General features: G+C 41.9%; 12 protein-coding genes. All 12 read left to right on the plus strand.

Features of this window, described 5'->3' with window-relative positions; translation table 11 throughout:
- The first annotated feature begins 10 nt into the window (after positions 1 to 10).
- The 12 genes from LPB86_RS03840 (at position 11) to LPB86_RS03895 (ending at position 16,817) form a co-directional block, all read left to right on the plus strand.
- Positions 11 to 6,448: an RHS repeat-associated core domain-containing protein gene (locus LPB86_RS03840; RefSeq protein WP_230641221.1), complete on the plus strand. Its 6,438-nt coding sequence runs from the start codon at positions 11 to 13 to the stop codon at positions 6,446 to 6,448.
- Positions 6,445 to 6,822 (plus strand): hypothetical protein, encoded by a 378-nt coding sequence (locus tag LPB86_RS03845; protein WP_230641222.1) that lies wholly within the window; start codon positions 6,445 to 6,447, stop codon positions 6,820 to 6,822. The genes LPB86_RS03840 and LPB86_RS03845 overlap by 4 nt, the downstream gene beginning before the upstream one ends.
- Before the next feature lie 407 nt (positions 6,823 to 7,229).
- Positions 7,230 to 7,664, plus strand: a complete 435-nt coding sequence (locus LPB86_RS03850; protein ID WP_230641223.1) for a hypothetical protein — start codon at positions 7,230 to 7,232, stop codon at positions 7,662 to 7,664.
- 1,018 nt (positions 7,665 to 8,682) lie between these two features.
- The gene (locus LPB86_RS03855) at positions 8,683 to 9,102 is read left to right on the plus strand and encodes a type IV pilin protein (RefSeq protein WP_230641224.1); all 420 of its coding nucleotides are present in this window, start codon (positions 8,683 to 8,685) and stop codon (positions 9,100 to 9,102) included.
- Between the two features lies 1 nt (position 9,103).
- Positions 9,104 to 9,625 (plus strand): hypothetical protein, encoded by a 522-nt coding sequence (locus LPB86_RS03860; protein ID WP_230641225.1) that lies wholly within the window; start codon positions 9,104 to 9,106, stop codon positions 9,623 to 9,625.
- Positions 9,603 to 11,030 (plus strand): GspE/PulE family protein, encoded by a 1,428-nt coding sequence (locus tag LPB86_RS03865; RefSeq protein WP_230641226.1) that lies wholly within the window; start codon positions 9,603 to 9,605, stop codon positions 11,028 to 11,030. The genes LPB86_RS03860 and LPB86_RS03865 overlap by 23 nt, the downstream gene beginning before the upstream one ends.
- Positions 11,030 to 12,994: a type II secretion system protein GspD gene (locus LPB86_RS03870; RefSeq protein WP_230641227.1), complete on the plus strand. Its 1,965-nt coding sequence runs from the start codon at positions 11,030 to 11,032 to the stop codon at positions 12,992 to 12,994. The genes LPB86_RS03865 and LPB86_RS03870 overlap by 1 nt, the downstream gene beginning before the upstream one ends.
- Positions 12,995 to 12,996: 2 nt before the next feature.
- Positions 12,997 to 14,214 (plus strand): PilN domain-containing protein, encoded by a 1,218-nt coding sequence (locus tag LPB86_RS03875; RefSeq protein ID WP_230641228.1) that lies wholly within the window; start codon positions 12,997 to 12,999, stop codon positions 14,212 to 14,214.
- 2 nt (positions 14,215 to 14,216) lie between these two features.
- Positions 14,217 to 14,783: a hypothetical protein gene (locus LPB86_RS03880; protein WP_230641229.1), complete on the plus strand. Its 567-nt coding sequence runs from the start codon at positions 14,217 to 14,219 to the stop codon at positions 14,781 to 14,783.
- The gene (locus LPB86_RS03885; protein WP_230641230.1) at positions 14,780 to 15,742 is read left to right on the plus strand and encodes a hypothetical protein; all 963 of its coding nucleotides are present in this window, start codon (positions 14,780 to 14,782) and stop codon (positions 15,740 to 15,742) included. Before LPB86_RS03880 ends, LPB86_RS03885 begins: the two co-directional genes overlap by 4 nt.
- Positions 15,743 to 15,750: 8 nt before the next feature.
- Positions 15,751 to 16,257, plus strand: a complete 507-nt coding sequence (locus LPB86_RS03890; RefSeq protein ID WP_230641231.1) for a hypothetical protein — start codon at positions 15,751 to 15,753, stop codon at positions 16,255 to 16,257.
- 2 nt (positions 16,258 to 16,259) lie between these two features.
- Positions 16,260 to 16,817, plus strand: a complete 558-nt coding sequence (locus LPB86_RS03895) for a toxin-antitoxin system YwqK family antitoxin (protein ID WP_230641232.1) — start codon at positions 16,260 to 16,262, stop codon at positions 16,815 to 16,817.
- Position 16,818 lies beyond the last annotated feature (1 nt).

A 16,818-nucleotide genomic window follows, 5' to 3' on the forward strand; every position in this document is an offset into this window, starting at 1 on the left:
AAGCTCGGTCATGTTTAAATTATCCCGCTTACCTGTTGCTTTGAAATTTAGCTGTACAGGGTTTCTACTTTCTTTTTTGCTTTTTTGTACGGGGCTAAACCCTGTTAAAGCGCAGATGGGCACCTATCTTTACGATGCCATTCCTGCAGGTACTATGGGGATCTATGGTGGTTCAAATTTTTATGATTCCCGCTATTTGGACAATTATTACTATTACAATTCTGTAGGTAACTATGGGCCGGATATGTGGTACAGCTTTAATGTTGCCGCTTATTCAGACCTGCAGTTGACCACCTGCGGAAGTTATTTTAATACTGTGATCCATGTGTATGATGAGTATATGAATGAAATCGCATATGGTGATTATTCTCCAATGTGTGGTGCTCAGGGTGAAATCATACAAAGCTTTGCGCCTGGAAACTATTATGTGGTAGTAGAGGGGAATTACTACGGTTCCAATACGGGTTATGTGCAGTTTCTAATCAATTCGGTTTCGCCGGTTGCGCCACCGGACGGGGCCACGATGGCCAATCCGATTGTTGCAGGAACTATGGGTTCTTGCGGGGGTAGTTTTTCTGATTCCAGGAGCAACGGGGTAACGGGCATGGGTGATGAATATGGGCAGCCCAACAATGACATTTATTATCAGTTTACGCTAAGCAGTGCTTCAACAGTGACGCTTTCTCATTGCGGGAGTGGTTTTGATACGTATATGCACCTGCTAGATGCCTCGGGGAATCTAATTGCTTCCAATGATGAAGGTTCGTTACTTTCTCCTTGTCTTGGTGCGGAAGCTTTTATCCAGATGTCGCTCCCGGCGGGTACGTATTATGTAGTTTCAGAAGGTTCGGGTTACAACATGGGGAATATTGTAACCAACATTCATGTGAGCAGTTCTACACCTACGTCTGGTACAAATATGGCTACGGCGATCAACGCCGGGACTTTTAGTGCATCGGGTAGTTTTACGGATACTAAAAGCAATGCAGACCCTTGCCTGGGTAATGACTACGGGCAAAGCAGCAATGATATTTATTATAAGTTTGTGCTTAATGGAACGGCCGATGTGGCCTTATCGCATTGCGGTAGTGGATTTGATACCTATATGCACCTGCTGGATGCTTCGGGTAATTTAATTATTCCTAATGATGATAGCAATGTTTCTCCCTGTCCGGGGCTACAAGCTTACATAAGCATTACTTTAACTGCCGGTACCTATTATATGGTGTCGGAAGGATATGGTGCTGGTACGGGTAACATCACTTCTTCTATAAATGTGGTGATGGCCGCTCCGCCACCGGTAATTACTTATGCTGCCACAGGACCTTTGAGCTTTATTACAGGAACCGCAATTACTGCGATGAGCCCTACCAATACTGGTGGAGCGGTCAGTTTGGGCGGTCAGACGACTTCAACTTTTGCAGGAAATGCTGCTGGTGGTTTTACCAACGGCACTGGTGTGGGGGCTAGTTTTTACAATCCGCTGAACGCAGCCGTGGATCCTTCGGGAAATGTTTATGTCGCGGATGCGGGTAACCATTCGATCCGGAAAATTACACCTGCTGGTGTGGTCACTACTTTTGCTGGTGCCGGATATGGTGGGTATATGGATGGCGCAGGTACCTCTGCCCGTTTTCAACATCCTTCTGCTTTAGCTTTAGATGCTTCGGGAAATTTGTTTGTGGCGGACCAGCACAACAACAGGATCAGGAAAATTACCCCTGCTGGAGTGGTAAGTACCTTTGCAGGTAGCGGTACGGCAGGCTCGGCGAATGGCACGGGCACTGGCGCTAGTTTTTATTACCCGATGGGTTTGGCCTTCGATGCTTCGGGAAACTTAATTGTATCTGATGGCTGGAACAATAAGCTCAGAAAAATCACGCCTTCGGGTGTGGTGACAACCTTTGCTGGAACAGGTGTTGCGGGCGCTACGAATTCGACCTTGCTGACCTCCAGTTTTAGCCAGCCAATGGGGCTTGTTTTTGATCCGGAAGGCAATTTATTTGTGGCAGATCGGTCAAACAATATGATCCGCAAGATCAGTACTTCTGGCAATGTGACTACTCTGGCTGGGAGTGGAACCAGGGGTTATGCGAATGGCCCTGGACCAACAGCAATGTTTGCCCCGCCCAATAATCTGGTAAGGGACAATGAAGGTAATTTTTACGTTGCAGACCAGTCCAATAACATTATCCGTAAAATCACTCCTGGAGGAGAGGTGAGTGCTTTTGCAGGCAATACGGTTGCTGGTACAGTAAACGGAACGGGATCAGTGGTACGGATGAATTCGCCTTTTGGTATAGCAAGGGGTGCGGATGGGGTTATGTATGTAATAGAGAATGCACCAAATCTGATCCGTAAAATAGTGATTGTAAAACCTTATACGATTACACCTGCTTTGCCGGCTGGATTAGTATTTAATGAAAATACAGGTGAGATTAGTGGTACGCCATCTGAAGATTCTCCCCCAATAGATTATACCATCTCCGCTGGCAACAGTAGCGGTACAGGGACAACTGTATTAAATATTACAGTTGAAACAACTCAACAACCAAATATTGGATCGGATAATTGGGATAAGAACTGGGTTATGAGTAAGTCTTATGATGAGGATGGTAACCTTATTGCAGAAGCTAAGGCCTTTTTTGATAATAATGGACATGCTACGCAAATGCAGGTGAAAAACCGGACTGAAGCCCAAGTTTTAGCATCGCAGGTAATTTATGATGTTCAACAGCGACCCGTCTTAAATACATTAGTCGCTCCTATTTCAAATTCGGAGTTCAATTACAAGTCTAATTTTATAGCTACTACTTCTAACGTTCCTTATTCATACAAAAATTTCGACAAGTTAAGTCAGTCAATTAATAAAACAAATAATCCAGATCCTATTGGTAATACTAAACCAGGAACGCTAGGGTGGTATTATAGCAATAATAATACTCTGGAATCAAGAGTAGCCACAACTGCCTATCCATACAGTCGCAGTCAATACAATGAAGATGGAACAAATTCTATAAAACGAACGGGAGATATTGGCGAACAACTAATGGTTAATTCCGGCCACACTGCTACAGCAAATAGTTTTTCTGTAGTGAATGAGCTAAGTCATTATAAACAAGTAAGAGATAAGTTTTTTAGTGAAGCTGTGGTGGGTTCCTCGGCAAGTTTGAGTAATAAAGCTACACAAAATTTTTATGTTGATCAGAACGGTGTGGGCCAAGTGACAATATCTGACCTAAGCGGCAAAGAGACTTTAATGAGTAGTAGTACAAATCCGGGATGGCTTACTGTAAGTAATAGTGTTCAGTTGGATAATCCTCCCAGGAAATACTCGTATTCTGTTTTGGTTGGCGCAGATTTAATTATGGGTGGAGGAGATAATCCTAATGCTGGGGGCATTGTAATGTATTCCCAGGGATTTTCGGTAGATTCAAAAGAAATAGTTAGCATATATTTGAATGGGGAGCAAGTATATAATGGCATCGGTAAAGATTTTTCCGCCAATGTAGTTAGTCTTCACTCTAATGTCTATGTTGTAGAGTCGAACTTTCCATTTACCATATCTGACGGTTACCAGTGCGAGAACTGTCCATCCAGAATTGCAGAACCTAAAAAGCCTTTTCATTATTTTAGTCTTTTGCAACCTTCTGCTGTTACAATAACGGGTACAAATTATCAATTGTATGACATGCTTACGGAGCAACAAATCTCTGCAACAGGGATATTACCTGCGGGATATTATAAATTGGTTACTACAGATGCGGCTACCACTTTAACGTATACAAATTCATACTCAAATATTAGTTATAATTTCTACAATCAATTGGGGCAAATTATAGCGACTATTGCTCCTGAAGGAGTAAAGCAATTACTTTCAAATGGATTAGATGCTTATAATAATCTTGCCGATGTTCCTTTTCTAAGTACAAATGAATATGATCTTCAGGGCAGGCTTATTGCCAAAAGAAGTGCTGATGCGGGGCGCACAGAATTTGTCTACCGGAACGACGGAAATGTTCGATTTTCTCAAAATGCAGAGCAGGCCAAAACTGGTAGATTTTCTTACACTAATTATGATCGCTGGGGGAGATCATTTGAATCCGGAGAATATCTACCTGGGGATATTAGCTTCTCATCTGCAAAAACGAATGAGGTACTTCTGGAAGATACAAGTTTGTCGGGAGGATTAACCGGAGGGACAAGGTATAACTTTGTAAAAACTCATTATGATTATCCAGATAATTCGCATGGATTGGGGAATTACAATCAAGACGAGGCCTTTTTAAAAGCCGAGGTAAGTTGGACAGAAAATGAGAATAGCAAGACCTGGTATAATTACGATGGTCAGGGCCGTATAGTCTGGTTACTTAAATCTATAGTTGGTTTAGGTGTAAAAACTATTAACTACAGTTATGATGCGCGTGGAAATACGATTAAAGTAGATTATCAGAAAAATGATGCTTCAGAACGTTTTATTTACGAATATGAATATGATGCAGATGGCCGTCTTCATGTTGCATATACTTCGACTAATCCTGCCTTAACGCGGACAGAGCAGGCCAAATATTTTTATTATTTACATGGGCCTTTAAAAAGAATTGAACTTGCGGGAAATCTACAGGGGATTGACTATACCTATACACCACAAGGATGGTTAAAAGCAATTAATCACCCGGATACAGGAAAGGATCCAGGAAATGATGGACTTTCGAATGGATTTGCTCCTGATGCGTTTGGAATGACATTGGAATACTTTAACGGAGATTATATTAGAGATAACACAGGAATAAATAGTTTGATAACGGGCACTACAAAATCATATTATAACGGCAACATTAGTGCGCAAAGCTGGCGAAGCAAAAAACCTCAAAGTATCATTAATACTTATGGCACAACGGTAAGTAATCCCAAAATGTTCACTTACGAGTACGACAACGAATATCAGTTTAATAATAACAAATTTGGGTCGCCTAACTATACAAATAACAGTTTTACTGAAACAGCAAATGCAAACCGGGAGTTTAATTTGACTTACGATGCCAACGGAAATATTAAGAGTTTGAGCCGCACAGACCAAGCCGGGAACATAAAAAGTCAGTTTACAGGGGATAACTATCATTATCAAACAGGAACAAATAAGTTGACGTCTGTAGATAACTATGCAGATTATATATATGATGATTTAGGTCAAATGACCGGTCAATCCAGAGTAAATGGTGCTGGCTATTATTTAAATTATAACATAAATGGTAAAATAACTGGAATATATTCTGATGTAAACAAAACGCAACTGCGTGTTTCATTTACGTATGATGAATCTGGTCAGCGGATTCTCAAAACAGATCATCTGCAAAATATCACCACGTATTATGTCTACGATGGTGTAGGTAATTTGCTGTCAATTTATGATAATAATGGTTCAACATTACAGCAAAAAGAATTACCTTTATATGCATCCAGTCGTATAGGATTATATAAAAGGAGCGATAACAGTTACCAGTACGAACTAAATGATAATTTAGGCAATGTACGTGTAGTAATTAACCAAAGCAAAATAAATGGCGCAGCTGATGTAGTTTACTATTCAGATTATTACCCGTTCGGAAGTCCGCTTACCTTAGTTAATAATGATTATCGGTATGGTTACCAGGGGCAGTTTGCTGAGGTTGATAAAGAAACAGGTTGGAATAATTTTGATTTCAGGATGTATGACTCGGAAATCGGCCGATGGATGAGTACAGACCCAATGGGTCAATATTATTCACCCTACGTAGGAATGGGAAATAATCCTGTGAGTAGAGTGGATCCAGATGGGGGATTTGATGGAGAATATGAAAAAAATGCGGAAGGGAAGTGGATAAAGACATCTACCGTGGGGGATGATATAGGGGTTGATTTTTATCATGATTTTAAAAATGGAAAGCAAATTACCTACATCACCGATAGAAACGGAAACTGGAATAGTATTTTAAATGGGAGAAAATATCTATCTGGGGAAGTTAGGGATTATAATCATGGTTGGTGGAATATTTATGACGAGTGGGCGGATGGATATGGTCCTGAAAAAAGTATATTTAATGGTAAACATCCATCTGTTTCCGATATAACTTTAAACTTTTTATTTGAAAAAAAGGAGAAGGCTTTTATCGCGTCGGATAAGTCAAAGAAAAGAGATAAGGTAGACTTTTGGCCTATACTAGATAATTTTTTAACCGGAACAAATATGCAGGTACAGATGATGGGAAGCTATAATGTGAGTTTTTATAAATTGGGAAATAAAGCCTTTGCCCTAATAATGGATTCCAAGTCGATGACTTCTTTTTATTACCATCTTCCAGTCACAAATCATGAAAGAAATACGAGGAGTCAAGATTTGATGGGAAATTGGCATGATAACATATTTAAAACTAATACATACCAGACTTATCTACATTTGAGTAAATGAAAACTATAAAATTTTTAATCTTAGGAGCTATATTAACATCAGTAATATATTTCATCTATGACAATTTTTTTTCTAAAGGCATGCTGGTGGGAGAGTACGTGAATAAGAATTATGACTATGAGCCTTTTCTACCAGAAATTCCGTACGAACAAGATACTTTGAGGTTATTTGAAAATAACAAATTTAGAAGTCATTTTTGGGGCAAAGGGACTTATAAGATTTTTTACACGCTTGTAGGAACCGAAATTGAATTATATTATAAATATGAATTTGGGGAGGCCGTTTTTAGAGGTTCATTAACTAGATGTTTTTTTGGAGAGCCAAAATTGCTCTTAGATCCTGATCGAAATCATTACTTAGAAAAAAGAAAGTGATTTTATTATATGGCTATAGATGAACCGAAATTCAAATGTTTTGAGTTAAGAGATAAATTTCTTTAATTATATTTATTGCCGCATTACCAAGTTCTACTTTAAGTGGGACGATGGAACCGGCGGTATTGTGAAAGTTCCAATTATTTTAGGTCACTGTTATTAAACTAATCAGTTTATCACTAAATCTGCTTCTTGATTTAGAAACGAATAGGCCATTAATACTATACATGGGAGTTTCAAAGAAAGAGGATATGATTTGTTGAAATGAACCATTTATAAGCTTCTGAGTGACGATTATAGATGTGGGGGTGGCGCTCTGAATGTTGATGTTACTACATGGATAGGTCCCGCCTACAGACTTCCGGGAGAAGGCCTGACAGAACGATATGTTAATACAATGAATTGGCATGGAGGATATTGATATGAATTTAAAATATAAAGTTAAAGAGACCCTTGAGGTACGATTTGAGGTTTTGGAAGGGAAAATAGATACTTATTTGAATAATAACTCTTACAGGATTACCGAAAGGGGCCAAGGGTATATTATCTTTGCAGAAGATGAATTCAGTGACAGAAGCAAATCCAGATACGATTTTCATAAAAGGATTGGAGAAGGTAAATTTGTTTTTAAATATTTAACAGATGAGGAAACAAGTGTAGAGCTAATTTATCTCACATCGCTTTCTTACTACATGTTTCTTGTACTGTCGCTATCTGCATTTGGCATTTACTTGAATACTATAATTATGCCCATAGTCATGTCAACCGCCTTGACATTGCCTTTCATATTAAAATTTTTTTATCTGAATGAACATGTGTTCGATGAAATTATGGACTCTTGACTTTAACCAGTTGAATTTTGGTTACATAAACCCGAGCTATTCTGTTTATGAGAATGAGCAGAAACCTTAGCAACTCAATTTCTGCTATTGGGGGATAGCTAATATCTTTGTATCTTTTTGACGTTTATCTATATTTTTCAACTACAAAAATCAATTAGGGAAATCTTATTCAGGTAAAATGAAATCTAAAGGAATTATTATTTGTATCGTTGTTCTCATAATCTTAGTATTTGCCTTTTTAGGAAGCTTTCGGTGCGGGCAATTATGGATATGCCCAAAAATATGAGTTCAATATAAATAGTGCTCATCTAATCAAAGCAGTTACAGCTTTAAAGACTGCAAATCCAGTATTTAATCCCCCTTCCAGTATGAATGAACCCGATAGCCTTGATGCATTAACTAATCATTATAATGTTGTGATTTATTCAAAGACACTGGATTGTTGTTTTTCTTTTTTATAGAAAATAATTCTAAGAAAGCCACTATTTTTTTTGGTTGCTGTTAATAAAGGATCTGATTATAGAGGGTGGAGAACAATTAATCATGAATTAAATAGAGAAGACAATATGAATGCGAAAAAAAAATTTGAACAGGACATATTGAATAAACTTAATTTAAAGTACGAAAATGCATGGAATAGCATGTTCATATTTTGGAAGTAATTAGATGTTATTTTAGGTTACTGCTACTTGCTTATGAATTACCAGAAATGAATTTTATCAGAATATTAAATTAATGAATATTCTGGGACTTGAAGCTAAAATCTATTCTTTAAATACACACGAATAATTTCAGTGCACATATCCTCAGTTTTAAAATGTTGTGTTTTTGTATCTGATATGTACACGCTAGGCCAATATTTATTTCCAAAACACCAATTGCTTTATCCGATATTCATTTGTATCTTGCTAGGGTCATTTTCAGACTAACCCGGAATGAATAAACAGCCTTGTTGGCTTATAAAACCCAACATTTCTAATCATCTCCTTGCCGCTGAAAAGAGCTAAAACGCTAAGGAATGAAAAAAAACTTACTTACCCGCAAGGTTAAGGCTTACACGCTTACTGAAATACTGGTGGTACTCGTAATCATCGGAATTCTTGTTTTACTCGCTTTGCCAAACCTGCTCCCCTTAATTACCAAGGCCAAAAGTACAGAGGCCAAAGTACAACTGGAACACCTCTCTACGCTTGAAAAAAGCTTTTTCTACGAAAAATCGAAGTACAGTGCAGACCTGAATGAGATCGGGTTTATCCAGGAAAAGCTGACTACTGACGGAAAAGACGGCAGGGCCAATTACAGAATTCAAATTGTAAGCGCCAACAATACAGCCTTCCTTGCCCGCGCTACAGCCGTCGCAGATTTTGATGGTGACGGTACCTTTAACGTCTGGGAAATTGATCAGGACAAAAATCTCAAAGAAGTAACACCAGATTAACATGCTCTTCCTTGAAATTATCGTTCTCTTCTTCCTGGTGTTCATTTGCTACCAGGATTTCCGGTTTCGGGCCGTTTATTGGATTTGTTTCCCTGTATTGGGTGCACTTTTGCTTTTCCTGAAATATCAAAAAGCTGGTGCAGAGGATTCGCTCTGGCACTCAATAATCGGCCTTTCTTTTTTCGGCTTACAGTTGCTCTTGTTATGGGCCTATTTCTCCCTGAAACATAAAAAACCTGTAGACCTTACAGCCGCACATTTGGGTTGGGGCGATGTATTGTTCCTTGCTATTCTGCCTTTTTACCTTTCGCCGGTCAACTACATTGCTTTTTACATGGGCAGTTTAGTCCTGGTGCTGTTGTACGTAGCCGGAACGAGGTTAATGCAACAAGCTGAAAAACCCGCAAACCCGCACATTCCATTGGCTGGCTTACAAGCCATCATATTGGCTGCCGTGCTGCTGCTTTCTATTTTCATCCCTCAAATTAAACTTTATAACGATGCCTGGCTATACGGATTTTAACACAGATGCCCTCCATGCCATTAGCAGGGAACAAGCCTGGCATTACCGCATTTTGCCAAAGGCAAGTGCAGGAGCTGAGCTCACCCTTTGCTGCGATGAGGAGGTACAGCCTATGTTGCTTAAAGATGAGTTGGAAGTAGTACTGGGTAAAAATATCATCTTAGAACAGTTGCCAGCCGCTACCATCAGTCTGCTGCTGCACAAACATTACCAAAAGGAAAACGGGCAGCACCAATTCCAAAAAATGGTATCGGCCATGGAGGGTGATGGTTTCCTGAACGACTTGATCCGGGAGGCCAGGAGCTTAAAAAGTAGTGATATCCACATTGAAATATATGAGGAGAAGTGCAGGGTTCGGATCCGGATTGACGGCATGATGGTGGAAAGGTATATCCTTAAAAAATCTGAATACCCGGCGCTGATCAATAAAATTAAAATCATGTCTAACCTGGACATCGCAGAGAAGCGCTTGCCCCAGGATGGAAGGATCAATTTTAAAAATGGAGAGGAAGCTTTCGACATCCGTGTTTCGGTATTGCCTACCCTGCATGGCGAAAAGGTGGTGCTGAGGCTGCTCAACAACAATGCGGCGAACATAGATCTGCAGCATGTAGGCTTTTCTGATTTTGACTTATCCAATTACCTGCAAGGGGTAAAACGGCCAAATGGCATTATCCTGATTAGCGGACCTACGGGATCTGGTAAAACCACTACTTTGTACGCCACCCTAAAATACCTGAATAAAGAAACCCGTAATATTTTAACCATTGAAGACCCGATTGAATATACCCTTCAGGGCATTAACCAGGTGCAGCTGAAGGAAAGTATCGGGCTTACTTTTGCTTCTGCACTGCGGACTTTTTTGCGCCAGGATCCTGATGTAATTATGGTAGGGGAGATTCGTGATCCTGAAACAGCGAATATGGCCATCAGGGCAGCTTTAACTGGTCACCTGGTGCTTTCTACTGTCCATACCAACTCTGCATGGGGCACCGTGTCCCGTTTGATGGATATGGGTATTCCCGCTTTTTTAGTCGCTAATACGCTCAATACTACTGTTGCGCAGCGACTGATCCGCCTGCTTTGTAAACACTGCAAAGAAGAAGCCGATTTTGAGGATTCAGCCTATCCCAAACAGTTCAAACCTTTTGCCCCTGTTAGCAAACACTTTGTAGCCAAAGGTTGCGAGCAGTGTTATTATACGGGTTACAGTGGCAGGAAGGCTGTTTACGAGGTGATTCCGCTGGACCATGAGCTGACTATGGAAGCCAAACAGGGCAATTTATACATTAACCCGCTGCTGGCAGAAAGGGGCATTAAAACGCTTGGCGAAAATGCTTTCGCACTTTTTGCTGCGGGACAAACTACACTTGAAGAAATCTATCCACTCTTATTTACCAATTGATGAGGAAACTATTACCTATTGTTTATGGGACTAAAAAACTGCTTTGCTGCATCCTGCTTTTAGCATTGGGTATGAGCGGCAGTTATGCCCAAACGCCAACCAATACGCCGGCTGCAGAGCGGGTTAGATTGGTGCAGGAAAGGTTAAACAACCTGGCCATTACTGTTCCCGGCCTGAACCAAAAGGTGCAGATGAACGTCTCGGGCGTATCTGCCCAGGAGTTTCTGCGGGCACTGGCACAGGCCAACAACCTGAACATTAACATCGACCCCCAGCTTACTTTTAAGGTATTCAATAACTTTACCAATGAAACGGCATTGAACGTACTGGTATTTTTGGCTAAAGAGTATGGGCTAGACATCAATTTAATTGGTTCTATTATGTCGGTCACCAAAGTTGCGGAACCCCGGATAATTATTCCTTTGAGAGAGATTAAAGCCAAATACAATGCGCAAAACAATACGCTTAGCGTAGAGCTGAACAACGATACCCTTGCACAGGTGGCCAGAAAAATTACCCAGGTTTCTGGTAAAAACGTAGTGGTGCCGGGTAACCTGCTGCTTAGAAAGGTAACGGCCTTTTTGGCGGATGCGCCTTTTGAAACTGCGCTGGAGAAACTGGCCTATGCCAATGACCTTAAAATGGTGAAGACGAGCGACAATGTTTACCTGTTTCAGGCTCTGGGCGAAGGGGAAGAGCTGTACATCAACAGTGAACGTAATACTGCGGTAAAAAGAAATTTGAAGCCTGTAAACGCTGGTGCCGGCGGCGCTAATTTCAGCATGCAAAGCAGAACGCTGCAGGGTAAAAAACTGCTGAGCCTGGATGCACTCAATGTGCCGATCAATGATGTGGTGAAACAGGCGGCACAGGAAACCAATGCCAGTTATTTTTTATATTCTGATTTAAAGGGCAGCATTACCATCAGGGTAAACGACATCACTTACGACAATTTACTGGCCGCTGTTTTTCAGGGTACTGACTTTACCTTTAGACAAGAAAACGGAGTGTATTTAATTGGGGACCGTCGTTTGGAGGGTCTTCGGGCACACAAACTGGTACACCTGCAAAACCGTTCGCTGGATACCATTCAAACGATGATTCCACAGGAATGGAAACGGGGTGTGGAGATTAAAGAATTCAGGGAGCAGAATACGATATTGCTATCGGGCGCTGGTCCGCAGATTACAGAAATTGAAGCTTACATCAGGGAGCTGGATAAAATGGTACCGATGATTTTAATTGAGGTAACCATGATAGACATCAGAAAGGGAAAAGCCGTGAAAACGGGGATTTCGGCAGGGGTGTCTGACAGTATTCAAACAGGGGGAACGGTATTCCCCGGCTTGGATTATACATTTGGTTCCAAGTCCATCAACAACCTGCTTGCGCGCCTGGGTAGGAACAGTTCGCTTAACCTGGGTAGGGTAACCCCCAACTTTTACGTGAGTTTGAGTGCGCTGGAAAACAACAGCAATGTTGAAGTCCGCTCGGTGCCCAAACTCAGCACCTTAAACGGGCATGTAGCCAACCTGAGCATCGGGAGCAAAAGGTATTACAGTACCAGAACGCAGAATGTGATTCCTTCATTAACCACGCAAACGGTAGTTACGGAACAGTTTACAGCCGTAGATGCCAACCTGGATATCAATATCCGGCCCGTGGTTTCCGGGGATGACCAGGTGACGCTGACCGTGAAAGTAGCGATTACTGATTTTATTGGCGATCCGCCTCTGAATGCACCGCCTCCAACCTCTACCAGTAAGTTTGAATCTATTGTGAGGGCAAAAAATGAGGACATGATTGTGCTGGGCGGGATAGAGCGTACAGAGAGCAGCGAAAGTGGTTCTGGAGTGCCTGTTTTATCGCGCATCCCTATTTTAAAATGGCTGTTTAGCAGCAGGACTAAATCCAACAATAAGGTAGTTACCGTGGTATTTATTAAACCCACCATCATTTATTAATTATGGCATTTAGCTGGAAGGGACAAAAGGGATTGAGTGGCTGCGCAGGAGCCGAGGTTTTCATCAAAGCGGATGGAACTTTTGAGCTGCGCTTGTTGCACATTTCTTTACAGGCTTCGCAGCTTTTGGTAGAAAGTAAAAAGGAATATACCGTTAGTCTGGACAAAATACTTCCAGAGGAATTGAAAGCGCCGCTTGCCATTACCCTGACGGGAAGAGGGGTGCTGATTAAAAAAACCGGCAAACTGGATTTGCTCAGTGAGCAGAACCTGCAGCATTTGTTCCCCAATTTAAAACTGGCGGAATTTTATGTGCAGCATTTTGTTTCCGGGGGCACATCTTATGTGGCCATTGTGCGCAGGGAAGTTGCCGATGCGATTTTGAAAGCTTTTAAAAAGCAGGGTGCAACGGTGATGCTGATGAGCCTGGGGCCTTTTGTGGCGGATCAGGTACTGCCACAGCTGAATAGCTACAATGGAAACCTGAATTTTGACGGTCACCAGGTTAGCCTTAACCAGGAAAAGGAATGGCAGGATTATACGTATACACCAGGCTTAAATGCGGGCTTTACGCTAAAAATAGACATTGAGGTAATGCCAGAACAGTTTATTTTGGCTTATGCCACCGCTTTTCAGTTGTTGCTGCACGAGCGGCTTGAGCTGATAGAAGTAGAAACCGAGGGATTGGCGGAACAGCTGGCAGAATATACCGCAAAGCTGAAGTTTAAACGAAACAGCATGCTGGTACTGGGGGGTATTTTTGTGCTCCTGCTCCTAAATTTTTTAGTGTTTAGCCATTACAATGCCGCCAACGAGGAAATGGCCGGAAGGGCAGGGCAACAAACCAGCGTTACGGTAAACAAGGAAAAGATGGAAGCAGATGTGAAAGAGAAAGAGGCTATGGTTAAAAACCTGGGCTGGAATAAGGGACTGCCCTATGCTTATCTCTGCGATCAGCTGGGCCAAACCGTTCCGGGAACCATTACCCTGACAGAACTAACGGTAAATAATTTATTGACTACGGGCAGCAGTTTGCTGAAGGAAAGCCTGGCGGAGCCTTTTACGGTTAGGCTTAAAGGACAGGCAGAGAATGTGTATGTACTGAACGACTGGATGTATGTGTTGAAACAAAAACCCTGGATAAAAAAGGTGCAGCTGGAAAAATACTTAGCTGATGAGCAGCAGCAGACACAGGTGTTTACTTTAATCTTGAATTTTTAGCGATGTGGAACAGGATCAGTTATCAGCAGAAAAACAGGTTCTTGCCATTGATGGCTTTAGCCGGCATTTTGTTGTGCTGGGTACTTGCTTTTAGTAAGACTTTTGATGCCCTGCGCTTAAACCAGGACCTCACAGAGCAGGAAAGTTTAAGGAACGACATTTCATTTAACCCGGTATATACGCAGCGAAAGCTGACCGCCCTGGAACGTATTTTAAAAGCTTACCAGGTTAAAGAGGAGCTTTGGAGCAATACTTTATGGATGAAAGCCTCTGCTGCTGCGGCAAAACAGGGTGCTACCATTGATTATACGGTGCTGAAAACACAGGAAAGGGATACCACGTTGGCGGGTATGGCGCAAAGCCTGCATTGTTACGGCAGTTTTACCCAGCTGGTAAAAGTGATTGACACGCTGGAACGCACGCCGGGTATCGGTAAATTATCTGCCCTGCAGTTGAAAGGCCCGAAAGACAAAGGCAATTTTAGCGGGGCTGCTGCGGGCGGCACACGCAATGCGCAATGTGTATTGAGGTTAGATTTTAGGGCAATAGCAAATAAAGAAATCAAATGATGAGGACAGGGAACATCGGTTACGGAAAGCTTTTAACAGTTGTTTTAAGCATGGTACTGCTGGCAGGTTGCAGTGAATTTATTGAACCTGCTATTACGGACAGCAAAGTTGTTTTGCGGGCACCGGTAAATGGTGCGGAAACCAAAGATTATGCACAAACCTTTTGGTGGGAAGCGATTGATGATGCGCTGAGTTATCACTTGCAGGTAGTAACACCTGACTTTGACCATACAGTAAAACTGGTGCTGGATACGCTGGTAACGGGAACAAGGTTTAGCTTTTCGCTGGATCCGGGGAGTTATGAGTGGCGGATCAGGGCGAAAAACGGGAGCAGCGCAACCGCTTATGCTGTAGCTGCTTTTACAGTTTATCCGGGTTCTATTACCACGCAGCAGGTTCAATTGCAGTCGCCCGCTAATGCTACGCTAAGTAACCTGAATACTGCCCAGTTTAAGTGGATGCGTTTGTATGGTGCCACAAAATACAGGCTGGAAATTGACACCAATAATTTTGCGGATGAGAATTCGCTGTACCTTGACCATACTACGGTAAACCTGGATTATGCGCTTACTTTTACAAGGGAAAAAACGTACCAATGGCGCGTAAAGGGACAGAATGATACGGCAGAATCGAAATGGTCGCCAATACAAACCATTACTTATGATGCGACACCTCCGCCAGTGGTGGTATTGAGTGTCCCGCAAGACAATGCATCGGTGTCTAAGCCGGTTACCCTGAGCTGGTCGGCCGCTGCTACAGCCAAAAAATACATGGTATATGTGTACAAAAACAACGGCTCCGTACTGTACAATGGCAATTATCCCCTGACCACCACTACGCTGTCTTCTGTATTTAATTTAGGCATTAGCGGAGAAAAAGTGTACTGGGAAGTGAGGGCGGTGGATGATGCAGGAAATACCAGTGCGGCAGGAGAGTTGAGAAGTTTTACCATTCTGTAGTTAGTGATATGCAGCCGGTTAAAAATAAAAAGCTTACCTACCTGCTGATCTGCGCTGTTGCGGCAGTATGGGGTATTGTGATTTACCGTTTGTTTTTTGCGGAGGTTGCGGAAGATTATCAACCTGCTTTTGCGGAGCGGAAAATGGTTCATGAACCTTATGATCAGTACGCAGAACTGCCGGATACTTTTAAACTTGCATTAAACTACAGGGACCCGTTTTTGGGTGCTTTGGCTAAAAGCCCGACGACCGTTACAGCTCCTGTTAAACCGGCGGTTCAAGTAATTCCTTTGCCTGTAAAGCCCCTGCCTCCGGTTATCAATTGGGCAGCAATTCAGTATACGGGATCCATTACCAACCCGGTAACCAAAAAAATAGTTTCTATTGTAACGGTAAACGGGAGAGAAAGGATGCTGGGCGAAGGGGAGGTTTTTGAGGGCTTGAAACTGATTAAAAATAAAAGAGATTCTATCCTGGTATTGTGGCAGGGTAAACAAAAATATATAAAACAATGAGGATGATGAACAGACAACTCTTGCTGTTATGGCTATTGGTAATGGGCGCAATGACCGCCTATGGGCAATCTTACGAGGATATTCTACAAAACCGAAAGGTAACGGTAAACTACCCCGACCACACGGTAACCGCATATTTAAAACCTGTACAAGCAATTGCTACAGACAGTCAATTGTCTTACACCTGGTTTTCGGGCCACTACATCAGGATAACACAAGGCGGTTATAGCGGCAGACTGCTCCATGGCTACTACCAGGATTTTTACCTCAGCAAAAACTTAAAGGAAGCCGGGGGGTATAAAAACGGCTTGAAGGAGGGGGTATGGAAAAGCTGGAATGAAGAAGGTTTGCTGAAGGAAGAGGTAAAATGGAAGCATGGGCTAAAACATGGAAAGCAATTGCTATACCCGGGGATTAAGAATGCTGCTGGTGCCGATAGTGTACAGGTAATGAAGTATAGAAAAGGAAAAGTGGTACAGCCTAAACGTTTCTTCCCCAAAATTAAAATAGGTACGCCTGCTTTTATCAAACGCATCTTTCACAAAAAAGCAGCTAAATGAT

This window comes from Pedobacter sp. MC2016-14 (assembly GCF_020991475.1).
Classification (GTDB): Bacteria; Bacteroidota; Bacteroidia; order Sphingobacteriales; family Sphingobacteriaceae; genus Pedobacter.